This is a genomic window from Sphingomonas sp. Mn802worker (assembly GCF_000382485.1).
Classification (GTDB): domain Bacteria; phylum Pseudomonadota; class Alphaproteobacteria; order Sphingomonadales; family Sphingomonadaceae; genus Sphingomonas.
This window is the reverse complement of sequence record NZ_AORY01000002.1, coordinates 1-23,481: the sequence shown is the minus strand read 5'-3', so window position 1 is coordinate 23,481 and position 23,481 is coordinate 1. Positions and strand designations below refer to the sequence as shown.

Genomic DNA, 23,481 nt, shown 5'->3' with positions numbered 1-23,481 from the left:
AGATCGTGTCGATGGCAACGGCGCTGGCGTAAAACCGGGGGGTTTATGTCATTGATCGCGCTCGACGGGGTCGGCTCTGCTGTTCGCGCCAAGGAGGTGAGCAGCGGATCACATCGCGTTCCTTTGCTGTCGGGCGGGCAGCGGCGTTTACAGGCACGCGTCGCATTGTTGTGTGGTGATCTGGTCGCGCTTGGTGTTGCGCCGGTGCTTGCATCATTGTCGCAAGGGCGCGGTACCGGCGATCAGTTCTTGGCGCTGATCGCCGTCATTATCCCGCTGTACATCACCATCGCCGCCAGTAGGGCGGCCTATGATCGCGATGCCTTGATAAATCCCATGCGCGGGCTTCGGCGCGCGTTGTCGTCTTTCATGTTGGTATCGTTGCTGACGCTGGGACTCGGGTTCGCCTTCAAGGTCACGGCGGAATATTCCCGGATCGAGCAATCGGTCGCCTTCGTCCTCGCCGCGGCCTTCCTGATCGGCGCTCGCGCGATCAATGCATGGATGGTGCGCAGCTTTTTTCCCTATGGTTTGATCGACGAGTTGTTGCTGCACGATGGAGCGGCGAACGGGACCAAACGCTTTTTCCGTACGCTTCACGTCGCCGATGGCGGGTTGGCGCCGACGCTCGATTGCCCGCACATGCTCGATCGTATCAGCCGTGCCTGTGCCGGCAGCGATCGTATACTCCTTTCGGTCGTACCGGCGGTACGGGCCAATTGGATCGCGGTGCTGAAGGGCCTCGGGACCGACGTTCACGTCGTCATGCCGGAGCTTGAGCCGCTGGGCATCCTGGCGATCGGCAACGCCTGCGATCATCTGACCGCGGTCGTCGCGCATGGTCCGCTTCGCCGTCCCGACGCGATGGTGAAGCGTGCGTTTGATCTCGCCGTCGTGCTGGCGCTATTGCCCGGCATCGCGGTGGTGACGCTGCTGGTGGCGGTGGCGATCAGGCTGGAGGATGGTGGCCCGGTCTTCTTCCGGCAGACCAGGATCGGACGCGCCAACCGGCAGTTCGCGGTGCTGAAGTTCCGCAGCATGCGCGCAGAAGCCTGCGACGCGAACGGTCACGCCTCCGCTGAACGGGGTGACGCGCGGGTCACCCGCGTCGGCAACATCCTGCGCAAGACCAGCCTCGACGAGCTGCCGCAATTCTTCAACGTGGTGATGGGCGACATGAGCATCGTCGGGCCAAGGCCACATGCGCTCGGCTCGCGCGCTGCCGACGCGTTGTTCTGGGAGGTCGATCAGCGATATTTCCAGCGCCACGCCGTCAAGCCCGGCATTACCGGGCTTGCCCAGGTGCGCGGCTTGCGCGGCGCGACCGAGCGGGCCGAGGACCTGACCGAACGGGTGCAGGCCGATCTTGAATATATCACCAACTGGTCGATCTGGCGCGACCTGCGGATTGCCGTATTGACCTTGAAGGTCCTGCTTCACCCCAAAGCCTATTGAGTGGGCGGCGACGCTAGCGCGTGAGCAGGTGGATCACTGCGAACCATGTTAGCGCGCTGACCGCGAGGATGAACAACACCGCGATCGATCGGTAACGGGGGTTTGACATAGGATTTGCGGTCGCCCGATTTGCGAAAGGCCCGGCCTCAAGGCCCGAATGCAGCGTCGTGCCGGTTACAACCATCGTCATCTCCGACGTGTCGCTTAATGGAAATCGGGTGAAGAACACGTAAACGACCGCGTTCGTTCAAGCCAAGCCGTCCGACGAGCGGCCGACACGGCCCGGTGAGGTTCCCGGGAAGATCATCGCCGCGCGTCAGCTGCGGATAGGATGAAGCGGTCGGTTCCGGTACAGACGCCGCGTCGAAAGGTAGAGTGGACCATGGCCAGACGTTCGAAGCAGGACCCGTACGATCATCTGCCGCGGGAGAACGACGCAGCGGCGGCTCCGGTGCCGTGCTGGCTCTGCGGACGGCCGACGGGCAAGACCATCGTCTGGCATCATCCGGTGCCGAAAAGCCGCGGTGGGCGCGATGTCGTGCCGATGCACTCGATCTGTCAGCAGACGCTGACCGCCAATTTCACCAACTCCGAGCTGCAGCGCCACGGCATGCAGGTGTCCGGCCTGCTCGACAACCCGAACGTGCGCAAGTTCGTCGACTGGGTGGCGAAGAAGGACCCTGACTTCACCGCGACGATCACGAAAAAGCAGCGCTGATCCGGGTCGAACAAGACGTGCCCTAGACGGGTAGAGCTCCAGAGCGGATCATCGCTTCGGACATCGGGCGGAACGTCGCGCCGTCTGGCTCGCTCTGGCAGCACGAACGACTACGTCCAAAGGAGATGCTCGATGGCGGAGACAAGAACCGCGACGCTTTACCGCATGGTGTTGCCCGACCATGTCTGCCCCTTCGGCGTTCGCGCCAAGCAATTGCTGGAAGGCGCCGGTTTCGAGGTCGATGACCGCATCCTTCGATCACGCGACGACGTCGACGCGTTCAAGGCGGAGCACGGCGTCGCTACCACGCCGCAGGTCTTCATCGCTGGCGAGCGGATCGGCGGCAGCGACGATCTGGAACGATATCTTGCCGGCTGATGATCGCATCGCGTCGGTGATCCGCCTTGAGAAGGGTCGCGCTGGATTGTCGAGCGCCGAGGATCACGGTCGGCACGCCAGCGAAGGCTGTTGCCGCGCAAGCCCCACGGTAGGTCGATGAAGCGGGTCACCGTCTGGTACGATGGCGACTGCCCGCTCTGCCACCGTGAGATCGCGCTGATGCGCCGTCTCGATCGACGCGGGGCGATCGATTTCGTCGACGTGGCCGGTGCGGGCACGTGTCCGCTCGACCGCGCCGCGTTGCTGGCGCGCTTTCACGCGCGCGAGGGGGAGGAGCCAATCGTGTCGGGCGCAGCCGCCTTTGCCGCGATGTGGCGCGCGATCCCGCTGCTCCGCCCGCTTGGCGAGGTGGCGCGGCACCCGGCCGTGCTGTCGCTGCTGGAGCGCGCCTACATCCACTTCCTGCATGTCCGCCCGCACCTGCAACGATGGTTGCGCCGGCGCGAGGCGCGGGCATGAGGCCGCGGCCTGATCCCGTCCTGCCGGGGCAGGAGAGCGTGTGGCATTATCCGCGCCCGGCGGTTGCGGAGCCGAGCGATCGGCACCTCCGCATCGAGCATCGCGGCGTCGTCATCGCCGATACGCACGCCGCCGTCCGTACGCTCGAGACAAGTCATCCGCCGACCTGGTACCTGCCGCCCGCCGACGTGACCGCCGGGCTGTTGCGTCCCTCGCCGCGACGCTCGTTTTGCGAATGGAAAGGGGAGGCGGTCTACTGGCACCTCGCGATCGGCGACGAGCTGCTGCGCGATGTGGCGTGGAGCTACCCGCACCCGACGCCTGGCTTCGCCGCGCTGCGCGACCACGTCGCCTTCTACGCCGCGCCGCTCGATCGCTGCACGGTCGACGGCGAGCAGGTCGTGCCGCAGCCCGGCGGGTTCTACGGCGGGTGGGTCACCTCGGACCTCGGCGGCCCGTTCAAGGGCGTCCAGGGCAGCATGGGCTGGTGACGGCGCCGTGACGAGGGAGCGAAGATCGCCGCCGCGACGCCGGGACCTTTAACCTATCGCCATATGCTGACGCGCTCGGCCGGCGGCAGGTACATCGCGTCGCCCGGCTTGACGCCGAACGCCCTGTACCAGGGCGCGAAGTTTCGGACGATGCCGTTGACGCGGTACTTGTCGGGCGAGTGCGGATCGCTGAGCAGCGCCTGCCGCGACGCCTCCTCGCGCCGCTTTCCCTGCCATGCCTGCGCATAGGCGAGAAAGAAGCGCTGATCGCCCGTCAGTCCGTCGAGCACCGCCGGCTCCCCGTGGCGCGCGACGTAGCGGCGGTAGGCGGCGTAAGCGGTCTCAAGTCCGCCGAGGTCGGCCAGATTCTCGCCCAGCGTCAACCGGCCCTTGATCTTCACGCCCGGGATCGGCTCGTATCCGTCGAACTGCGTCGCCAGCCGGTCCGCCTGCACATTGTACTTCGCCGCGGTGTCCTTGCTCCACCAGTCGCGCAGCCGGCCCTGCGCGTCGAACTGGCGCCCCTGATCGTCGAAGCCGTGACCCATTTCGTGCCCGATCGTGGTCGCGCCGGTTTCGGCATAATTGACCGCGGGGTCGGCGTTGGGATCGAAGAACGGCGGTTGCAGGATCGCGGCCGGCAGCGTGATCTGGTTCATCGTCGGATCGTAATAGGCATTCACTGTCTGCGGTGTCATGTACCACAGGCCACGGTCGACGGGCTTGGGGAAGCGGGCGAGCTGCTGGCGCCATTGGAAGTCGGCAACGGCCAGGCTGTTCGCGAGCGGATCGGTGCGGCTGATCCGCAGTCCCGAATAGTCGATCCACTTCTTGGGATGGCCGACGCGCGGGTCGAACGTCGCCAGCTTGGCGAGCGCGGCGTTGCGCGTGGCGGCGTCCATCCACGTCGCCGCCTCGATCTTGTCCTTGTACGCCGCCTGCATGTCCGCGACGAGCTCGTCCGCCTTGGCCTGCGTCGCGGGCGACCAATATTGCCGTACGTAGATCGCGCCGACCGCCTCGCCCAGCGCGTCGTCGATCAACCCCATGGCCCGCTTCCAACGCGCGCGCTGCTCGGGCACGCCGCGCAACGTTTTTGAGTAGAAGTCGAAGTTCGCCCGATCGAACGCGGCCGGCAGGAATGGCGCGGCGTTCGAGATGAAACGCGCCGTCATCCACTCCTTCCACGTCGACAGCGGCACGTCGCCGATCCGCTTCGACGCAGCGGCGACCGCGCTCGGCTCCGATACGTTGACGCGCTCGGCAGCAGCCAGCCCCATGCTGGCGAGCGTCGGCGTCCAGTCGAGCTCGGGCGCGAGCGTGGTAAGCGCCGCACGAGTCATCGGATTGTGCGTCTTCACCGGATCACGGCGCTGCTCGGGCGTCCACTGGTCCTGGCTCAACCGCGTCTCCAGCGCGATGATGCGGTCTGCCTTGGCTTCCGCATCGGCGATGCCCGCCAGCGTCTGGATGCGGATCAGATAGGCACGATAGGCGCGGCGGATCGCGTCGTACTTGTCGCCGCTCAGCAGGTAATAGTCCCGCGTCGGCAATCCCAGCCGCGCCTGCCCGGCATCGGCCATATAATGCGTCGGATCGTCGGCGTCGGTCGAGATGCCGATGTTGACGGGCGAGGAATAGCCCGGGCGCATCATCAGCTCTACTAGCTGTGGGCGCGTCGTCACCGCGTTGATCCGCGCCAGCCACGGCTTGAGTGGCGCCAACCCGCGCTGCTCGATGCCCGGTGCGTCCATCCAGGCGGCGTAGAAGTCGCCGACCTTGCGCGCGGTCGCGTCACTCGGGTGTGCTGCCGCGTTCTCGACGATACGGCGCACCTGTCCCTCGATCTCGTCAGGCAGGTCGTAATTGTAACCCGCGCCCACCTTGTCCGCCGGGATCGGGTGATCGCGCAACCACGTCCCCTCGGCATAAGCGTAGAAGTCGTCACCCGGCTTCACGCTCCTGTCCATGTTCTGCAATTCCAGACCCCACGGCTGGTAGCGCGGCGTGCCCGTCTGCGCGACAAGCACGGCGGGAATGCTCAGAAGGGCAAGGGCGAAGAGGGAGGCATGGCGCATGGCGGTATCCGGCGGAACGTGTCTGCCAGCGGGTGTAGGCGCATCACCGTCGCACCGCTACGTCGAAGCGGTGCGTTCAGGCGGGCATATTTGTTGACGAAGGGAGGATGCTCATGGCATTGGCCCTCTTGCACCGCGGGTGTAGCTCAATGGTAGAGCAGAAGCTTCCCAAGCTTACGACGAGGGTTCGATTCCCTTCACCCGCTCCATCTCCGCGCCAGGGACTCGGCGATACGCTTCGCCCTGCTATCGTTCGCCGAAGAGGTCGCGTTGCGCCTTTTCCAGCTCCTCGGCATAGCGGCGGCGCACGAAGGTTTCGGACAATAATCCGAGCACGCGGCGATCGGCATCGAGCACTGCCAGCTCATCCGCGCCCGAGGCATCGAAGCGCTTCATGATCGCCTGAATGTCCATGTCGGGGGCAAGCGCCGCATCGCGGTTGATCGCGAGCGTGTCGACTTCCGCGCGTGGATCGAGCGTGTCCGCATAGGCCGCGGGCGTCTGGATGATCCCGGCGTAGCGATCCTCGCGATCGGTCAGCACGACGCGGCTGGTCGCGCCGAGCGGAAAGCGGCGGCGGAATTCCGCGACACTGGTCGTGCCGGGCGTCGCGCGTGCGTCGCGGCGCATCATCTTTCCCGCGGTCAGCATCCGCGTCCAGCCGACATCGCGCGCACTCTTGATCGTCTCGCCGCGCAAGTGCAGCCGCCACGTCGAGAAGCTGTAGCCGAATGTCTCACGCACTAAGGACGACGAAACCAGTGCGGCGGCGAGCACTGCGCCGGTCAAGCCGAAGTCGTGCGTCGCCTCCAGCACCAGCATCGCCATCGTCATCGGCCCGCCGATCACCGCAACCGCCAGCGCCGCCATGCCGACCATCGCGGCGTCGCGCAGGTCGAGCGTGACCCAGCCCGCCATCGCCAGCAGTCCGGCGAACAGATGCCCGACCAGCGTTCCCATGAACAATGACGCGAAGAACAGCCCGCCGCGATAGCCGAACCCCAATGACACGATCGAGGCGAGCGCCTTTGCAACGAGGATCGTCGCCACGAACGTGAGCGGCACGCCCATCGCCAGGTCGGCGTGGAGCGCACCGTGCCCGGCGGACAGCACCTGCGGCGAGATCAGCGCGATCGGGACCAGCAGCACGCCGCCCAGGATCGGGCGAAGCTCGCCTGGCAACGGCATCCGCCGCGTTGCCTGCTCGGCCAGCGTGATCACCCGCATCAATGCGATGCCGACGCCCGCGCAGATGATCCCCAGCGTGGCGTAGAGCAGGTAATGGTGCGTCTCGATTGGCGCGGTCGTCGCCACGTCGATCAGATATGGCCGCGCACCGAACAGTTGCGCGACGAACACGCCGGTCAGCGCCGCCGCGACCACGGGCGCGATCGCGGCGGGCGTGTAGGCGCCGATGACGATCTCGAACGCGTAGAAGGCCCCCGCCAGCGGTGCACCGAACGCAGCGGCGATCGCGGCACCAGCGCCGGCGCCCACCAGGGTGCGGAAATCGCTGCGCCTAAGTTCCAGCCAGCGCGCCGCGAACGAGGCACCCGCGCCGCCCAGCTGCGCATAGCCCGCCTCCAGCCCGACCGAAGCGCCGAAGCCGTTCGACAATGCGGTCTGGCCTGCGATGACCAGGCTGTCGAGCGACGACATGCGCCCGCCGTGCAGCGCATTCGCCTCCACCGCGTCGACCAGTCGCCGCTTGCGCGCACGGACCAGCCAGTTGAACGCGACGAGCACCGCGCCGCCGAGTGGCAGCATGACGACCACCGCGGGCGACAGCGCAGGCACGGCGCTCAGCCGCGCTTCGTCGGGCAGTGCGAAAGCCCAGGATTGTACCCCGCGCGCCAGCGTGCCCAGCAGCACGCTGCTCAATCCCGCCACCGCGCCGACGATCACCGACAGGACGATGAATGCCGCCTCGCTCGCGCGCAGCTTGCGCCTGAGCCATGCCGTGCGGATCGACCAGCTTTGCGGCACGCCTGGCCGCTTCATCGCAGCGGTCGAGTCCGTTCCATGCAGGTCGCGTTAGGCCGCGACCGAGTTCGCGACAACGCGGGATCAGGCGTTTGCGACGTGCCGCCCCTCCCATTGTGGCCGCGCGATCCTATCTGCGTGGCGCAAGGGGGCTTCATGACCGAACCAATCCTCACGCTCACCGGCGTGTCAAAGACCTACAAGGGCGGGTTCACCGCGCTCCACGGCGTCGATCTGTCGATCAACAAGGGCGAGATCTTCGCGCTGCTCGGCCCCAATGGCGCGGGCAAGACGACGCTGATCAGTATCGTCTGCGGCATCGTCACGCCGTCGACCGGCACGATCCGGGTCGGTGGGCATGATGCGGTGCGCGACTACAAGGCCGCGCGCACGCTGATCGGGCTGGTGCCGCAGGAACTGTCGGTCGACATGTTCGAGACCGTGCTCGCGACCGTCACCTTCTCGCGCCGGCTGTTCGGCCGCTCGGGACACAGCGAATATATCGAGCAGGTGCTGCGCGACCTGTCGTTGTGGGACAAGCGCAACAACAAGATCATGGAATTGTCGGGCGGCATGAAGCGCCGCGTGCTGATCGCCAAGGCGCTGGCGCACGAGCCTGAGATCCTGTTCCTCGATGAACCCACCGCCGGCGTCGACGTGGCGCTGCGCCGCGACATGTGGAAGCTGGTCCACTCGTTGCGCGAACGCGGCACCACGATCATCCTGACGACGCATTATATCGAAGAGGCCGAGGAGATGGCCGACCGTGTCGGCGTCATCAACAAGGGCCGGCTGCTGCTGGTCGATGAAAAGGCGGCGCTGATGCAGAAGCTCGGCAAGCGCGAGCTCGACCTGACCTTGGTCGATGCGCTCGACATGGTGCCGGCGGGGTTCGAGCAATGGCAGCTCAGTCTCGTCAACGATGGCCATACGCTGCGCTACGTTTTCGACGCGACCGAGGAGGATACCGGCATTCCGTCGCTGCTGCGCGCGCTTGGCGAACGCCACATCGCGTTCAAGGATCTGGAGACATCGAAATCGAGCCTCGAAGACATCTTCGTCGACCTGGTGGAGGAACGGGCATGAACGCGCCCGGCCTGAACCTGCCCGGTCTGAACCTGCATGGCATCTGGGCGATCTATCGCTTCGAGATGGCGCGGTCGCTGCGCACGCTGTGGCAGAGCCTGATCGGACCGGTGCTCACCACCAGCCTGTATTTTATCGTCTTCGGCGGCGCGATCGGCAGCCGGATGCAGAGCGTCGACGGGGTCAGCTACGGCAGCTTCATCGTGCCCGGCCTGATCATGCTGTCGCTCTTGACGCAGAGTGTCGGCAATGCCTCGATCGGCATCTATTTTCCGAAATTCACCGGTACGATCTTCGAGCTCCTGTCCGCGCCGATCTCGGCGATGGAGCTGGTGGTCGGATATGTGGGGGCGGCGGCAACGAAATCGGTGGTGATCGGCTCGATCATCCTCGCAACCTCCGCCTTCTTTGTGCCCGTGGTGGTCGAGCATCCGCTGGCGATGATTGCGTTCCTGCTGCTGACGTCCGTGGCGTTCAGCCTGTTCGGATTCATCCTGGGCATCTGGGCGAACAGTTTCGAGCAGCTGAACTTCGTGCCGTTGCTGCTCATCACCCCGCTGACGTTCCTGGGCGGCAGCTTCTACTCGATCGACATGCTGCCGCAGCCGTGGCGGACGGTCAGCCTGTTCAATCCGGTCGTCTATCTGGTCAGCGGATTCCGCTGGAGCTTCTTCGGGCACGGCGACGTCGATATCGGCCTGAGCCTCGGCGTGACGCTCGGCTTCCTTGTCGCCTGTCTCGCCGTGATCGCATGGATCTTCAAGAGCGGGTGGCGGCTGAAGAGCTGAGCTAGGCGGACAGGTTCTCGATCACCTCGTCCAGCAACGCGGTGAGCTGCGCCAACTTTTCCGGCGGCAGGCCGACATCGGCGAAGTAATGCTCGCGATCGGCAAACACGCCCAACCGCTCAAGGATCGGGAGCGCCGTGTCGGTCACATGAAGGCGATTGACGCGGCGATCACCCGGATCGCTGCTGCGCGTGATCCATTGTAGGCGTTCGAGCCGGTCGATCGTCTGCCCGGTCGCGACCGCACCGATCTCGAGCCGTTCGGCGAGTTCCTTCTGCGTGCACCCGGCATTGAGGTAGATGGTGGCGAGCGCGCGCCACTGCGCCTGCGTCAGCGCCTCGCCCCAGCCGGCGCCCTCGCTCAGCGCCACCGCGCGGGCGCGCTCGTCGAAGCGCTTGCGCAAGAGCTTCGACACCAGCTTGATCTGCGCGACGAGGCTGCGTTGTTCGATGACCTCGGCCGCTGCTGCCGGCGCGGTCGTCAAGGTGGCTTCCTCTTGGCTCATCCGCGGCGTCTCTACAGCGGCTTGGAACCGATGCAAGGCGTTAGTGAGGTAGCGTATTATCACGTTGCGTTTTATTTGAGAGAGGTGCAACGGGCTCAGGCAATCGAGATCGCGCTGCTGGTGTCGCGTCTGATCCGTGAGGAAACATGAGCCTGGACGACCCACAAAACCAACGGCCTGCGCCCGAGACGCTCAGCGACTCGGTTCCGGTCACCGAACCAGCACCCGTGGTCGAGGCCGCTGACGAGCCACGCACGCGGCGCAACCGCTTGCGCCTGCCGCTGCTGATCGCCGCGCCGATCCTGGCGGTGGTGTTGGGACTGTATTTCTACCTGAGCGGCGGCCGCTTTCAGGAGACCGACAACGGCTACATCCAGGCCGGGCTGGTGCCGGTCAGTGCAAGCGTCAGCGGGCCCGTCGTTGCGGTGCTGGTGCACAACAACCAGCGCGTCCGTGCAGGCGACGTGCTGTTCCGCATCGACCCGGCGCCTTTCCAGGCCGCAGTCGACGAAGCGGCGGCGGAACTCGCCAACGCGCGCACGCAGGTGTCGTCGCTGCGCGCCAATTACCGCGAGGGTGAGGCGAGCCTGGCCGCCAACAAGGCGCGGCTGGATTACGCGATCCGCGAAGCGGCGCGGCAGAAGTCGCTGCTGGCGGAAGGCATCTCGTCGCAGAACCAGTATGACCAGGCGGTGCTCGCCGCACAGACCGCGCGCCAGCAGATCCAGACCTCGGTGCAGCAGAATGCGGGCGTCGCAGCAACCTTGACCGGCAGCGTCGACGCGCCCACGTCGGCGCAGCCGGCGGTACAGCGCGCGCAGGCGGCGCTTGAGCGCGCGCAACTCAACCTCAGCTACACGGTGGTGCGCGCGGCGCAGGACGGGATCGTCACCAAGGTCGATCAACTGCAGCGTGGCAGCTACGTGTCGGCGTCGAAGCCGGTCTTCACGCTGGCGGGCACGCGGATGTGGGTCGAGGGGAATTTCAAGGAAGACCAGCTCAACCACATGCGCGTCGGACAGCCCGCGACCTTTCACATCGACGCGTTTCCCGACCTGAAGCTGACCGGCCGGCTGACGAGCTTCAGCCCCGGCACGGGCAACAGCTTCGCATTGTTGCCGGCTGAGAATGCGACGGGCAATTGGGTCAAGGTCGTGCAGCGATTGCCCGTCGAGTTCAGCATCGATCGCCTGCCGCCGAACGTGCCGCTGCATGCGGGGCTCAGCGTCGAGGTCAGCGTCGACACCGGGCACAAGCGCCACCTGTTCGGCGGTGGCACGGCCGAGCGCTGACGGCAGGTTAGCCATGACAGGCTCCTATCCCGACGCGGTGTCGCGTCGCTTCATCACCGCATCGGTGATGGCGGCGACCGTGATGAACTCGCTCGACAGCACGATCGCCAATGTCGCGCTGCCGCACATCCAGGGCAGCGTGTCGGCGTCGGGTGAGGAGATCACCTGGGTGCTGACGTCGTACATCGTCGCGGCCGCGATCATGACGCCGCTGACTGGTTGGCTCGCCGGGCGGTTCGGGCGCAAGCGGTTGATGCTGTGGTCGATCATCGGTTTCACCACCGTGTCGGGGCTGTGCGGCATCGCCAACAGCCTGGGCGAGCTGGTCGCGTTCCGGCTGCTCCAGGGCGTGTTCGGCGCCGCGCTGGTGCCGATGAGTCAGGCGATCCTGCTCGACATCAACCCGCCCGAACGCCACGGCCCCGCGATGGCGGTGTGGGGGATGGGCGCAATCCTGGGTCCGATCATCGGGCCGGCACTGGGCGGCTGGCTGACCGACAATCTGACGTGGCGCTGGGTATTCTACATCAACCTGCCGATCGGTGCGTTGGCCTTTGCCGGGCTGTCGGCGTTCCTGTCGGAGACGAAGGACGCGGCAAGACCGCGGCTCGACCTGTTCGGCTTCGCGATGCTCGCGCTGGCAATCGGTTCGTTCCAGCTGATGCTCGACCGGGGTCAGACCAAGGACTGGTTCAGCTCGACCGAAGTATGCGTAGAGGGAGCGCTGGGCCTATTCTTCGGTTATCTGTTCGTCGTTCACACCCTGACGGCCAAGCGTCCGTTCATCGACATCGGCATGTTCAGGGACCGCAACTTCCTGACCGGTTCGATCTTCGGCTTCTTTCTCGGCACCGTGCTGTTCGGGGTGCTCGCCTTGCTGCCGACGATGCTGGAGAATTTGATGAGCTATCCGGTCGTGCTGACCGGGCTCGTCACCGCGCCGCGGGGCATCGGCACGCTGATCTCGATGGTGGTCGTCGGACGGCTGATCAAGAAGGTCGATCCGCGGCTGCTGATCTTCACCGGATTCCTGATCGCGGCCTATTCGCTCCACATGATGTCGGGCTTTTCGCTCGGGATGAACGAGCGGCTGGTGATCATCTCCGGGTTCATCCAGGGGCTGGGCACCGGTCTCGTGTTCGTGCCGCTGACGACGATCGCCTTCGCGACGCTCAGTCCGAAATACCGCAACGAGGGCGCGGCCATGTTCACGCTGATGCGCAACATCGGGTCGGCGGTCGGCATTTCGGTGTTGCAGGCGCTGACGATCCGCAACGGTGCCACCGTCCACGCGCGGCTGGTCGAGGACATTCGCCCCGACAATCCGGTGCTGCCCTCCACCTTCGACTTCAACGTGCCAAGCGCAGTCGCCGCAACGAATGCGCAGATCACGCGGCAGGCGGCGATGGTATCCTATGTCGATGCCTTCTGGCTGCTGTTCATCCTGACTCTCGCGGTCATCCCGCTGCTGTTGTTGATGCGCCGCCCGCGCGGCGGCGCCGGCGACGGCCCGACGATCCACATGGACTGATTGCCATGAAGCGTTTCGCTACCCTCGCATTCGCCACCGCGCTTGCCGGCTGCACGGTCGGCCCGAACTTCACGCGTCCGCAGGCACCGGCGGCCACTGCCTACCAGTCGCCTGGCGAGACGACGCCTGCCGGCATTGCGCTCGGCGAAGGGCCGCAGCTGCGCTGGTGGTCCGCGTTCGGTTCGCCGCAGCTCGACGCGCTGGTCGATCAGGCGATCGCCAACAACCGCAGTCTCGCGGCGAGCAACGCGACGCTCGCCGCCAGCCGCGACGAGGTGCGCGCGATCGCGGGCCGTCGCCTGCCGCAGGTCGATGCCAACGCACGCGCCGACCAGCAGCAGGTCAACCTTGCCGGGTTCGGCCTCTCGGGGAACAACCCGCTCGCGGCCGCGGGCAATCCCGAGTTCCACCTCTACACCGTCGGAGGCGGCGTCAGCTACGACCTCGACCTGTTCGGCGGACTTAAGCGCAGTGTCGAGCAGAGCGCGGCGCAGGCGGAGGCGCAGCAGCGCCAGACCGAGGCGGCGCATCTGACGATCGCGGGGCAGGTGGTCAATCAGGTGCTGACAATCGCCGCGCTCCATGCGCAGATCGACACCGCGAGCGCGCTGCTCGCCGACGACCAGCGCAACGTCGATCTGACGGAGAAGCGTCGCGCAGGCGGCGAGGGGACGCTGGTCGAGGTGCTGAACGCGCAAAGCCAGTATGCCGCCGACCGCGGCGACCTGCCGCAGCTCGATCAGCAACTGGCCGAGGCGCGGCATCTGCTCGCGACCCTGCTCGGCATCACGCCGGCGGCGCTGCCGGCAAACGACATCGCGTTTGCGCAGCTGACGCTGCCGGCGCAGGTGCCGGTCGCGCTGCCCTCGAGCCTCGTCCACCGCCGCCCCGACATCCTGCAGGCGGAGGCGGAACTGCACGCCGCGACCGCGGCGGTCGGGGTCGCGACCGCGCGGCTTTATCCCGACATCACGCTCGGCGCGACGTTGACGCAGGGCGCGCCCGCGGTCGGCGACCTCGTGAAGAATGCGTTTCGCGGCTACGACCTGTTCGCCGGGCTGACCGCGCCGATCTTCCATGGCGGAACGCTCAAGGCCGAGCGTGCGGCGGCGATCAATCGCGCGCGCGCCAGCCAGGCAAGTTACGAGCAGACGGTGCTGGTCGCCTTCAGCCAGGTCGCCGACCTGCTATCCGCGATCCACAACGACGCGCGCTCGGTCGCGGACCAGCGATCGTCGGTGCAGGTCGCGGAGCGGTCGCGACACCTGTCGCGGCGCAGCTTCCAGGTCGGTAATTCGGGCGTGTTGCAGGTGCTCGAGTCAGAGCGACTGTATCAGCGCGCGAGCAACGGGCTGGTGGTCGCGCGGACGCGGCAGTTCCTGAACGTTGCGCGGCTCTACGTCGCCACCGCGGGTGGCTGGACCGGCGCGTCGGGGATCGGGTCGTCGACTGCGCAGACGTCACGCTAGAGGGGACGCAGCGCCAAGCACATGATCTCGGCCGCTTGCGGGAACTGGCGGCCGGCTCGGGCCTTGATACTGCCCCGGCCGCGCGTTGCCGCCGTCATGCAAACGAGCGCGACTTCATGCTCTTCACTGCCGCCGCAGCCGCCCTCCTGGTGCTGGTGCAAGGCTCTTCTGCTCCGGTCGCCAACCCCGCAGCGACGGCCGTGCCGACCAGCGGAACGATCACGATTGCGTCGATCGGTGGCCAGGCGCTGACCGATCAGGCGCGCGCGGTGTTCGGGGATGCCGTGGAGCGCGCGCTGGCTGCGAAGGGATTCACCTTGTTGCCCGACGCTGGCCACGGCCGCTATGTCGCGAAGGTGACGGTCGATCGCCGCCCGCGCGGGGTGGTGACCTCGAGACGGGCAGGCGGCGGCGCGCCGAGCATGAGCCTGAACGGCGGCATCAGCGTCGGATTGCCCGCGGGCGGCGATCGGCTGGGCGATCTGGTCGTCACTGAACTGACCGTCACGATCGCAGGCCGCAGCGATGCGCGTGTCGTCTGGACAGGTAGCGCGGTTACCGCGCGTGTGTCGGGAACGCCAGCGGGCGGCGCCGTGCTTGTGGCGCAAACACTCGCCGACGCGGTGATGGCGCAGTTCCCGGCGCGCACGCGCGGTCCGATCTCGATCCCGTAAGCGACGGACGTGCCCGGCGGCGTGGTCGATCGCCGCCGGACATGGGTGATCCCCGTTAGCGCGCGACCGATCCCGCCACCGCCGCGGTGATCTCCGCCGCCTTGGCATCGCGCAGCGCGCCGCACAGCCGGATCGTCTCCAAGGTCCGCTCATAAGCGAGCACGCCGACGTTGGCGCGGCGGATCGCCGGTCCCACCTTGGCGTCGATCGCCGCAGCCCGGTCGACGCCGCACTGCGACGCGAACGCCGAGGGAAGCCGCGTCGAGATGAACACACCGTTCGCGTCGGCGATCAGCCGTTCGTAGTTGGCGAGCACCCAGTCAGTGCCGAGCTCGCGCGTCTCGACCGTGCCGACCACGCCGAAGATCACGCGCAAGCGATCGAAGCCGCGCATCCGCGGATCGTTGAGCGTGAGCAGGTAATTGGCGACATCGCTGCGCCCGCTCGACGCCGCAGCGGCCAGTGCGCTCGATCGCAGCGTCGCATCCTCGCTCGACAGCGCGCGCTCCACCAATGTGCGCGCAACCGGCATGCCACCGTCCTGCGCCAGCACGCTCAGGCCGTCGGACAGGAAACCAGGGTCGAGCGCGGCGGTGTCGCCGGCGAGATAGCGCGTTGCCGCTGCCTTCAGCGTCGCGCGTGTGCCCGCATCCTGCGCCTCGTCGGCGACCAGGCTGACGAGGCGGTGGCGCAGCTCCTGCTGGCGCGGATCCTCTGCCTTGTACGCGCCCGCTGCCGGGTTGAAGCCGAGCTGCTTCAGTCGCGGTGTGTAGACCGCGTTCATCAGCGACTTGTATGCCGGCAATGCGCTGGCGCCGATCAGCCCGCGCGAGCGCAGCCCGGCGATCCGCGCACCCGGATCGACACTCGCCGCCGGATCGGGGTTCGCCGCCATCGCGCGCGCCTCAGCGATAAGCGAGGCCGCGGGTGCCTTGCCGGCACGGAACGAGGCCCACAGGCTGTCTGTGGTGGCAACCGCCTCGCCGCCGCCCAGCGTCGCCGACGATGCGATCAGCGCCTGCCAGTCGGCGGGGGCGAGATCGAAGCGGTAGTAACCCGTACCGCCGACGTTGGGCATCACCACGCGACCGGCGGGAACGGTCATCGTCGTCGTTTTCGCATCAAGCAGACTGCACTGCTTGGCCGCATCGACGCGCAGGCACAGCGGGATCGTCCAGCTGAGTGGCTTGGGCGTCGAGCCGATGAAGGCATAGCGCGCCTGCGTCGCGGTCAGCTTCGTCCCCTGACGTCGAATGTCGACGACGGGCACACCCTGCTGATCGACGAAGCTGGTCAGCGCGGCGAGCACCTTGGGGTCGTGCGCGGCATCCGCGATCGACTGGAAGAACTGCTCGGACGAGGCATTGCCGTAGGCGTGGCGCTTGAGGTGCAGCCGAACGCCCTGCTTGAACTTGTCGTCACCCAGATAGGCCGCGATCATCGCGACGACCTGCCCGCCCTTGCCATAGGTGATGCTGTCAAACGCGCTGTCGATCTGGCTGTTCTCGGTGATCGGCTGGTGGATCGGACGGCCGACCTCCAGCGCGTCGGTGTTCATCGCCGCAAAGCCCTCGGCGAGCGCGCCGACGCCGATGCCGAGTTCGGGCTTCCACTCGTTGGCGATGCGATAGCCCATCCAGTTGGCGAAACTTTCGTTCAGCCAGATGTCGCTCCACCATTCGGGCGAGACGAGATCGCCAAACCATTGGTGCGCCAGCTCGTGGCTGACGACCATGCCGAACTCCTTCCTGTCGCCGGTCGTCGCATTCGGCTCAAGGAACAGGATGCCGTCGCCATAGGTGTCGGCGCCCGCATTCTCCATCGCGCCGGGCATGATCGGCGATCCGATCTGATCGAGCTTGGGGAAGGGGAAGGCTTCGCCGAAATAGCGCTCCAGCAGCGCGACGATCGGCGGTGTCTCCGCAAACGCATAGGCCATCTTGTCCTTCTGCGCCTGCGTCGCGACGACGCCGTACGGCATCCCTTGCGCACGCTCGGGCGTCGCCGGGATCGTGCCGGGCTGACGGACGAACGGTCCGGTGTCGATCGCGACGAGATAGGTCGGCAACGGCTTGGTGGGCGCGAAGCGGTGCACCTCCATTCCGCCCGCGGCCTTTTCGACGCCGGTCGCGGGACTGTTGCTGACCACGGTCATGCCGGACGCGGTCGTCACGCTGACCGTGAACGGCTGCTTGTAGCCGGGTTCGTCGAACGACGGGAAGGCGGCGCGCGCGTCGATGCTCTCGAACTGGGTCCAGCTGTACCAGCGGTCAGCGACCTTGACGTGGTACAAGCCGGACGCGTCGTTGCCGAACTTGGCCGTATAGTCGAACACGAGGGTGGCGGCACCCGCGGGCACGGCGCGGGCGAAGTCGAGCCGCGCGGTGCCGGTCGCGTCGACCTGCGTGAAGGTCGCGGGTACGATCGTCTTGCCGATGCGCGCGACGACCTTCGACACGTTCAGGTCGCGGCCGTGCAGGTACAGGTGCTGCGTCGGCTGTTTCAGGACGACGTCGATCTCGTCGTGGCCGGAGAAACCTTCCTTCTCGGGCAGGATGGTGAAATCGAGCCGGTAGGCCTTGGGCACCGCCGCGTCGGGCAGCCGGCCCTTCGGTGCCGCCGCGTCGGGCGTGAACGTCGGTGCGGCCGATTGCCCGAACGCGGCGGTCGATAGCAGCGTCGCCGCCGCCGCCAGCATCATCCTCTTGCGCAACGCTTAAATCCTCTTCGTTTCTGCGTCGTTGCTAGAGCCGCGGTGCGTGCGCGGCAAGCGGGCGGGAAACGAAGAGGATGTCGTCGGCGTCAGGGGATCAGGCGCTGTTCGCGCAGCCGCTCGAATAGCGCGAAGAACGCGTCGTCGGTCGGCTGGTAGCCGGTGAAACCGAGCCGCCGGCTCTTCGACATATCGGTTACCACCTCGATCGGGCGGCCGAGATCGGCGTCGGTGTGCCACGGCGAGGCGAGACGGGCGAGATCGGGCTCCGCCAATCCTTCGCGCACGGCGATCTCGCGCCAGATGCCGGTGCAATTGTTCGGGTCCTCCGCCATCTGCTGCTCGAGCGGGCGGACGATGCCGTCGAACGGCGCGGCCTCGATGCCGAACCAGTCGGCGATGCGGCTCCACATCCATTGCCAGCGGAAGACATCGCCGTTGACGACGTTGAACGCCTGATCGTGCGCGGCCTCGGTCTCGGTTGCCCACAGCAGGTGCTTTGCCAGCTGCCCTGCATCAGTCATGTCGGTCAGCCCCGCCCATTGCTGCGCCGAGCCGGGGAAGGTGAACGGACGCCCCGTCTCGCGACACAAGGTGGCATAGACCGCCAGCGTCGTACCCATGTTCATCGCATTGCCGACCGCGAGGCCGATCACGGTGTGCGGACGATGCACGCTCCAGGTGAAGCCGTCGCGCGCGGCGGCGGCGAACAGTTCGTCCTCCTGCGCATAATAGAAATTCTCGACATCGAGCCGGCCCTGCTCCTCGCGGAAGGGCGTCTGCGGCAGCGTGCCTTTGCCGTACGCCTCGAACGGGCCGAGATAGTGTTTGAGCCCGGTCACCAGCGCGACATGGCGCGGGCGGGTCGGCTTGGGCAGCCCGCCCAGCAGGTTGCGCACCATCGCACCGTTGACACGGATGTTCTCGGCCTCGCTGTCCTGCCGCAACCACGTGGTGATGAACACCGCATCGGGGTCGAGGTCGGCGAGCGCCGCCTTCGTCGCCGACGCGTCCTGCAGGTCGGCTGCGACCGGCTGCACGCCTGCCTGCTCGACCGCGCGACGTGCGAGGCCGTGCACGGTCCAGCCCTGTTCCACCAGCAACGCCGCAGTCGCGCTGCCGACGATCCCGCTTGCACCCACCACTAATGCCGTCTTCGTCATCGCGATCTCCTTACGCTCTGTCAGCTAGTCACGGCTGGACAGCGTTGCCAGACGGCACCATCTACCGACCCAGGCACCAGGAGGTAACCACGTGGAACCCGGCACGCACGACGACCAATGGCGCGAGGATTGCGCGCCCAGACGCGTGCTGGAACTGTTTGCGACCAAATGGACCAGCATGGTGCTCCACACGCTGCACGCGCGCCACGACGGGGTCGCACGCACCGGTGTGCTGTTGCGCAGCCTGCCGGGCATCTCGAAGAAGATGCTGACGCAGACGCTGCGCGACATGGAGGCAAGCGGGCTCATCACCCGGCACGTCCACAGCGCGATCCCGCCGATGGTCGAATATCGCCTGAGCGAGCTGGGACAGCGTTTCGTCGAGCCGGTCGAGCTGCTCTATGGCTGGGGACGCGACAATGCCGACGCACTCGACCGGCTGGTGCCGCGTCCGACCTCGCGGCGCAGTTGATGCGGCTCAGGCGCGTGCGGTGACCGCGATCAATGGATCGCTGGTGCTGCCGTTAGCGAGCATGATCGCCTCGGCTTGGTCGAAGCCAGCGCGGTCGCAATAGTGCGTGATCAGCGCGGCCTGCCCCTCCACGTCGAGCGCGCACCACACCGCCACCGCCTTGGTGGGAAAACAGCGGTTGGAGTAACTGGCGATCAGCACGCCGCCCGGCCTGAGCACACGACGCAGTTCGCGGAATACGGCAAGCGGGCGTTGCAGATATTGGACGCCGACGCAGATCAGTACCGCGTCGAACGCGGCATCTGGCTCGGTAAGCATCGGGTTATCATTGAGATCCTGTACGAACCAGCGCGACAGCCGTGGGTTGGCGGCCAGCTCCTGCGCGTTCATGCCGTGCCCGACGACGTCGAGCGGCACGTCATCCGGCAGGTGGCTGACCCAGCTGGACATGAGATCGAGCACGCGGTCGCCGGGCTTGAGCAGCGCGGCGTAGAGCGCGGTCAACGCCGCGATCGCGCCCTCGTCGATGTGCGTAACGAGCCGCGCGGGGGCGTAGAAGGCAGTGTCGGCACCGTCATCCTGCTTGTCGAAAGCGTGTGCGGGCAGGCCGAGTTCTTCCGCGTCGGTCATGCTGCCTCGACGCCCCGCGTGCCTGCGTTGTTCCTCCGCGTGAAAGTGAGCCTGAGTGTTTGCGCCGGCACGATCCGTAAGGGCCGACCCGCCGCGATCGCCTTCGCCGCGCGCGTGTAGGCGGCGCTGTTCAGCACCTTGCGCGAATAGGGCGGGTCGGCCGCGACGACCAGCATCGTCGTCGACAGGCCGACGCCTGAATGGATCGTCGCACCCTCCGCGGCGAGCGCACAGGCGAGTGCGCCGTCGCGCGGCTGGCCCAGGATCGCGACGCGCTCGCCGAGAAAACGCCCGTCTACCGCCGCTTTCGGCGCGGGACCGGGCGGGCGCGGCGGCAGCATCCATTCGGCGAGTGAGACCCCGCTGTGCTCGATCGCGCGCACGATCACCCAGCCCGCGGCGCGTGCGTCGCTCAGGGCATCGTGATGACGGTGCTCGACCTTCAGGAACCGCGCGAGATTGCCCAGGCGGTGGTTGTCGAGATCGGGCCACGCGCGCTGCGCGACACGGACGCTGTCGAGCCAGCGCGTCTCGATGCCGGGCAGCGCGTGGATGCGGCATGCGGCGGCGAGCGCGCCCTTGTCGAACATCGAATGCGCGACGGTGATCCGCCCCGACAGATGCCGCTCGATCACGCCGTGCAGCTGCGTGAAGCTCGGCTGCCCCGCGACATGGTGCGCGGCGATGCCGTGGATGCGCGTGTTGAAGGGATCAAACGTGTCGAGCGGATCGACCAGCGATTCCCATGCGAACACCTCCTGTCCGTCGCGGAAACCGACGATGCCGATTTGGCAAATGCTGCTGACACGCGCGCACGCGGTCTCTACGTCGATCACGACGAAATCGGGCATGTGCCGGTCGCTCATCACACCGCCATCGGCCGCACACGGCGGCGGCGCAATCATCAGCCGACCGCGCCGCCGGGTAGCCGCAGCGTCACGCACAATCCGCCGCCCGGCGCGTCATCGAGTGTCAGCGCGCCGCCGTACAGCTCGGCCAGTTCGATCGCGATGGCGAGTCCGAAACCATGTCCGTCGCGCTGCTCGTCGAGGCGGACGCCGGCTTTCGCGGCACGCGCGCGGTCTGCCGCCGGTATGCCCGGCCCATCATCGCAGATCGTCAGCGTGACGGTGCGTGCGTCGTGCGGCCGCGCACTGACAGACACGTGCGTCGCCGCATTCTTGGCCGCGTTGTCGAGCAGGTTGCCGAGCAGTTCGTCCACGTCGCGCGCATCCATCGCCAGCGCGAGCGCGACTGCCGGCAGGTTCTGTTCGATCGCGATCTGCTTGTCGCGATAGATCGTCGCGATGACCCGTGTAAGGTCGGCAAGCGCGGGGCCGAGTGGGGTACGCGCGCGCGGATCGGCGGTCTGCGCACGAGCGCGGGAGAGATGGTGGCGGATCGTGTCGTCGATCCGTGCAACCTGCGCCGCGCGCGTAGGCTCGTCACGCAGGTCGAGTGCGAGCGCGGCGACGGGGGTCTTGAGCGCATGGGCGAGGTTCGCCGCCGATCGCCGTGCGGTGGAAAGTGCTGCGGCATTGTCGCGGGCGAGCGCGTTCAGCTCGAGCGCGAGCGGTTGCAGTTCGCTCGGCTGGTCTTCATCGACGCTCATGCGCTGTCCGCTGCGGATCGCCGCAACCTCGTCGCGCAGCCGGCGCAAGGGGCTGAGACCGAGGCGCAACTGTACCAGTGCGGCCGCGCCCAGCAACGCGCCGAGCAGTGCGAGCACCAGCAGCAGCGGCGCGACCGCGTCGCGGATCGGACGGCGGATTACGTCGCGCGGCGCGGCGGCGGTGATCATCACCAGACCCCCACTCGTGGCGATGGTGAGCCGACGCGCGTGGGTGCTACTGCCGCGGTCGGTGATTCCGTCGACCGTGTGGAGCCGTTCCGCCAACGCTGCCTGCGGCGGTGGCGGCGGGCCGGGCGGGGGTGGTCGATCGACCGACGCAGGATCGGCGGGTGGGGGCGCGGCAGCGACGGGCAGCGCGGGGAAGTCGGTCGATGCAATCGTTCCCGCAGGCGCTACGATCTGCCATTGCCAGCCACGTTCGTCCTCCAGCGCACCGATCCGTCGTTGCAATCGGCCACGGTCGATGCTGCCATCGTCGGTCACGGCGGTCGCCAGCAATGCGACCTCGCTGTCGAGCCGGCGGTCGATGCCTGCGGTCACGAAGCGTTCGAGCACCGCCGCGATCGACCAGCCCGCGACCGCGAGCGCGACCAGCGTCGCCGCGGCCGACAAGGCCAGCATGCGCGCGTGAAGCGAGCGTGGCAGCCAGCGCGCCCGCGTCATGCCGGACACGCCAGCCGGTAACCGCGTCCGCGCACCGTCTCGATCAGCGTCGCACCGATCTTCTTGCGCAGCCGTCCGACGATGACCTCGAGACTGTTCGAATCGACATCGGCATCGCCCTCGTAGACGCGTTCGAGCAGGTCGAGCCGCTCGATTACCGCGCCGCGGCGGAGCATCAGCTGCGACAAGACGCGCCACTCGAACGCGGTCAGGCGCAGCGGCAGGCCGTCGAGCTCGAACTGCCCGGTCTGCGTTTCGAAGGCGAGCGGGCCGCAGGCGATCCGTGGCTGTGCGTGACCCGCCGCGCGGCGGACGAGCGCGCGCAGCCGCATCACCAGTTCCTCGACGCGGAACGGCTTCACCAGATAATCGTCCGCGCCTGCCTTGAACCCCGCCACCTTGTCCGACCAGGCATCGCGTGCGGTCAGGATCAGCACCGGCAGGGCGCGCTCGGCCTCGCGCCACGCACGCAGCACCGCCACGCCGTCCATGCCGGGCAGCCCAAGGTCGAGCACCGCGGTATCGTACGCCTCGGTCGCGCCCAGATGCGCGGCGTCGATGCCGTCTGCCGCGACATCGACCGCGAAATGTTCATCGCGCAACGCGCGTGCGATCGCGGGCCCGAGGTCGCGGTCGTCTTCGACAAGGAGGATGCGCATCGTGTCGGCTCCTAGGTGCGATGCTTAAACCGAAACTGAACCGCCGGGTTCAGCGGGGGTGGGCGTGAGCAGGCGTAGACGGTGATTCGTCGAAGCCAAGGAGAAGGAAATCATGTCTCACCTGAACGTGCCGCGGGTCAGCCGCGGTCAGAAACTGGGCATCGCCGCCGCCGCGCTGGTCGCGATCGGCGTTGCCGGCGGTGCGGGCGCGGTGTCGCTGACTCGCCCGTCGATCGAGATGGCGCCGACCGTCCCGACCGCGATCGCGCGGCTGCCGCAATCGAGCGGCGTGGTGACGGTCAAGGGGCGCGTTGCCGAAGTTTATGGCAACCGCTTCGTGGTGCAGGACGGTAGCGGGCGGACGCTGGTCGATGCGGGCCGCGAGGCGCAGAATGCGGTGCGCGTCGGCACGCCGATGCTGGTGCAGGGCCGCTACGACCAGGGTCAGCTGCGCGCGCGCTTCCTGGTCGACTCCTCGGGCAGCGTGCAGGAGGTGGGCGCGCCGCCTCCGCCGCCGCCGCAAGGTGCGGGTGCTCCGCCGCCCCCGCCGCCGGGTGGAGCCGGCGCGCCTCCGCCTCCTCCGGGTGGAGCCGGTGCGCCTCCGCCCCCGCCGCCTGGCG

The 23,481-nt window shown here is 67.3% G+C and carries 22 protein-coding genes and 1 tRNA gene; 14 read left to right on the top strand and 9 right to left on the bottom strand.

Annotated features, from left to right (window positions below):
• The first annotated feature begins 45 nt into the window (after nt 1–45).
• The 5 genes from SMN802W_RS0101835 to SMN802W_RS0101810 all read left to right on the top strand — a co-directional run bounded on the left by SMN802W_RS0101835 (nt 46) and on the right by SMN802W_RS0101810 (nt 3,522).
• Nucleotides 46–1,455: a sugar transferase gene (locus SMN802W_RS0101835; RefSeq protein ID WP_019515177.1), complete on the top strand. Its 1,410-nt coding sequence runs from the start codon at nt 46–48 to the stop codon at nt 1,453–1,455.
• A gap of 382 nt (nt 1,456–1,837) precedes the next feature.
• Nucleotides 1,838–2,173 carry a hypothetical protein gene (locus SMN802W_RS0101825; RefSeq protein WP_019515175.1) on the top strand — a complete coding sequence of 112 codons (336 nt, stop codon included), beginning with the start codon at nt 1,838–1,840 and terminating at the stop codon, nt 2,171–2,173.
• Between the two features lie 132 nt (nt 2,174–2,305).
• Entirely contained in the window at nt 2,306–2,551 is a 246-nt protein-coding gene (locus SMN802W_RS0101820; RefSeq protein ID WP_026325640.1) for a glutaredoxin domain-containing protein, read from the top strand.
• 117 nt (nt 2,552–2,668) lie between these two features.
• Nucleotides 2,669–3,031: a thiol-disulfide oxidoreductase DCC family protein gene (locus tag SMN802W_RS0101815; RefSeq protein WP_019515173.1), complete on the top strand. Its 363-nt coding sequence runs from the start codon at nt 2,669–2,671 to the stop codon at nt 3,029–3,031.
• Nucleotides 3,028–3,522, top strand: a complete 495-nt coding sequence (locus SMN802W_RS0101810; protein WP_026325639.1) for a DUF427 domain-containing protein — start codon at nt 3,028–3,030, stop codon at nt 3,520–3,522. The genes SMN802W_RS0101815 and SMN802W_RS0101810 overlap by 4 nt, the downstream gene beginning before the upstream one ends.
• Before the next feature lie 53 nt (nt 3,523–3,575).
• On the opposite strand, the gene SMN802W_RS0101805 is transcribed toward SMN802W_RS0101810, so the two are convergent.
• Nucleotides 3,576–5,600, bottom strand: a complete 2,025-nt coding sequence (locus SMN802W_RS0101805) for a M13 family metallopeptidase (RefSeq protein ID WP_026325638.1) — start codon at nt 5,598–5,600, stop codon at nt 3,576–3,578.
• Between the two features lie 135 nt (nt 5,601–5,735).
• Between SMN802W_RS0101805 and SMN802W_RS0101800 the strand changes: the two genes are divergently transcribed.
• Nucleotides 5,736–5,809: transfer RNA gene (locus SMN802W_RS0101800), tRNA-Gly, on the top strand.
• 37 nt (nt 5,810–5,846) lie between these two features.
• Here the strand turns inward: SMN802W_RS0101800 and SMN802W_RS0101795 are convergent.
• On the bottom strand, nt 5,847–7,601 hold the full coding sequence (locus SMN802W_RS0101795; protein ID WP_019515170.1) for a chloride channel protein: 1,755 nt from the start codon (nt 7,599–7,601) through the stop codon (nt 5,847–5,849).
• Between the two features lie 138 nt (nt 7,602–7,739).
• Here SMN802W_RS0101795 and SMN802W_RS0101790 point away from each other — a divergent pair, with 138 nt between their 5' ends.
• Complete coding sequence (locus SMN802W_RS0101790; RefSeq protein ID WP_019515169.1) at nt 7,740–8,669, top strand: ABC transporter ATP-binding protein; 930 nt, start codon at nt 7,740–7,742, stop codon at nt 8,667–8,669.
• Entirely contained in the window at nt 8,666–9,457 is a 792-nt protein-coding gene (locus SMN802W_RS0101785; protein ID WP_019515168.1) for an ABC transporter permease, read from the top strand. Before SMN802W_RS0101790 ends, SMN802W_RS0101785 begins: the two co-directional genes overlap by 4 nt.
• A gap of 1 nt (nt 9,458) precedes the next feature.
• Here SMN802W_RS0101785 and SMN802W_RS0101780 read toward each other — a convergent pair whose 3' ends face one another.
• Nucleotides 9,459–9,941 (bottom strand): MarR family winged helix-turn-helix transcriptional regulator, encoded by a 483-nt coding sequence (locus SMN802W_RS0101780; RefSeq protein ID WP_051083449.1) that lies wholly within the window; start codon nt 9,939–9,941, stop codon nt 9,459–9,461.
• A 167-nt stretch (nt 9,942–10,108) separates the two neighbouring features.
• On the opposite strand from SMN802W_RS0101780, the gene SMN802W_RS0101775 reads away from it, so the two are divergent.
• From SMN802W_RS0101775 to SMN802W_RS16185, 4 genes are all read left to right on the top strand, one after another.
• Nucleotides 10,109–11,254: an HlyD family secretion protein gene (locus tag SMN802W_RS0101775; RefSeq protein ID WP_019515166.1), complete on the top strand. Its 1,146-nt coding sequence runs from the start codon at nt 10,109–10,111 to the stop codon at nt 11,252–11,254.
• A 13-nt stretch (nt 11,255–11,267) separates the two neighbouring features.
• Nucleotides 11,268–12,785 (top strand): DHA2 family efflux MFS transporter permease subunit, encoded by a 1,518-nt coding sequence (locus SMN802W_RS0101770; protein WP_019515165.1) that lies wholly within the window; start codon nt 11,268–11,270, stop codon nt 12,783–12,785.
• A 5-nt stretch (nt 12,786–12,790) separates the two neighbouring features.
• Nucleotides 12,791–14,254 carry an efflux transporter outer membrane subunit gene (locus tag SMN802W_RS0101765; RefSeq protein WP_019515164.1) on the top strand — a complete coding sequence of 488 codons (1,464 nt, stop codon included), beginning with the start codon at nt 12,791–12,793 and terminating at the stop codon, nt 14,252–14,254.
• Between the two features lie 116 nt (nt 14,255–14,370).
• Nucleotides 14,371–14,928 carry a DUF4136 domain-containing protein gene (locus SMN802W_RS16185; RefSeq protein WP_019515163.1) on the top strand — a complete coding sequence of 186 codons (558 nt, stop codon included), beginning with the start codon at nt 14,371–14,373 and terminating at the stop codon, nt 14,926–14,928.
• A gap of 55 nt (nt 14,929–14,983) precedes the next feature.
• Here SMN802W_RS16185 and SMN802W_RS0101755 read toward each other — a convergent pair whose 3' ends face one another.
• Complete coding sequence (locus tag SMN802W_RS0101755; RefSeq protein WP_238560085.1) at nt 14,984–17,641, bottom strand: M1 family metallopeptidase; 2,658 nt, start codon at nt 17,639–17,641, stop codon at nt 14,984–14,986.
• A gap of 89 nt (nt 17,642–17,730) precedes the next feature.
• Nucleotides 17,731–18,804 carry an SDR family oxidoreductase gene (locus SMN802W_RS0101750; protein WP_026325636.1) on the bottom strand — a complete coding sequence of 358 codons (1,074 nt, stop codon included), beginning with the start codon at nt 18,802–18,804 and terminating at the stop codon, nt 17,731–17,733.
• A 91-nt stretch (nt 18,805–18,895) separates the two neighbouring features.
• Between SMN802W_RS0101750 and SMN802W_RS0101745 the strand changes: the two genes are divergently transcribed.
• Complete coding sequence (locus SMN802W_RS0101745; protein ID WP_019515160.1) at nt 18,896–19,276, top strand: winged helix-turn-helix transcriptional regulator; 381 nt, start codon at nt 18,896–18,898, stop codon at nt 19,274–19,276.
• 6 nt (nt 19,277–19,282) lie between these two features.
• On the opposite strand, the gene SMN802W_RS0101740 is transcribed toward SMN802W_RS0101745, so the two are convergent.
• The 4 genes from SMN802W_RS0101740 to SMN802W_RS0101725 are packed head-to-tail and all read right to left on the bottom strand — an operon-like array spanning nt 19,283 to nt 22,861.
• On the bottom strand, nt 19,283–19,906 hold the full coding sequence (locus tag SMN802W_RS0101740; RefSeq protein ID WP_019515159.1) for a class I SAM-dependent methyltransferase: 624 nt from the start codon (nt 19,904–19,906) through the stop codon (nt 19,283–19,285).
• Nucleotides 19,903–20,772, bottom strand: a complete 870-nt coding sequence (locus tag SMN802W_RS16180; protein WP_156818681.1) for a 3'-5' exonuclease — start codon at nt 20,770–20,772, stop codon at nt 19,903–19,905. Before SMN802W_RS16180 ends, SMN802W_RS0101740 begins: the two co-directional genes overlap by 4 nt.
• Before the next feature lie 38 nt (nt 20,773–20,810).
• A complete protein-coding gene (locus SMN802W_RS0101730) occupies nt 20,811–22,202 on the bottom strand; it encodes an ATP-binding protein (protein WP_037523002.1) in 1,392 nt (463 codons plus the stop codon).
• Nucleotides 22,199–22,861, bottom strand: a complete 663-nt coding sequence (locus SMN802W_RS0101725) for a response regulator (RefSeq protein ID WP_019515156.1) — start codon at nt 22,859–22,861, stop codon at nt 22,199–22,201. Before SMN802W_RS0101725 ends, SMN802W_RS0101730 begins: the two co-directional genes overlap by 4 nt.
• Nucleotides 22,862–22,973: 112 nt before the next feature.
• Between SMN802W_RS0101725 and SMN802W_RS16175 the strand changes: the two genes are divergently transcribed.
• The coding region (locus tag SMN802W_RS16175) for a hypothetical protein (protein WP_019515155.1) at nt 22,974–23,481 on the top strand (508 nt) is incomplete at its 3' end.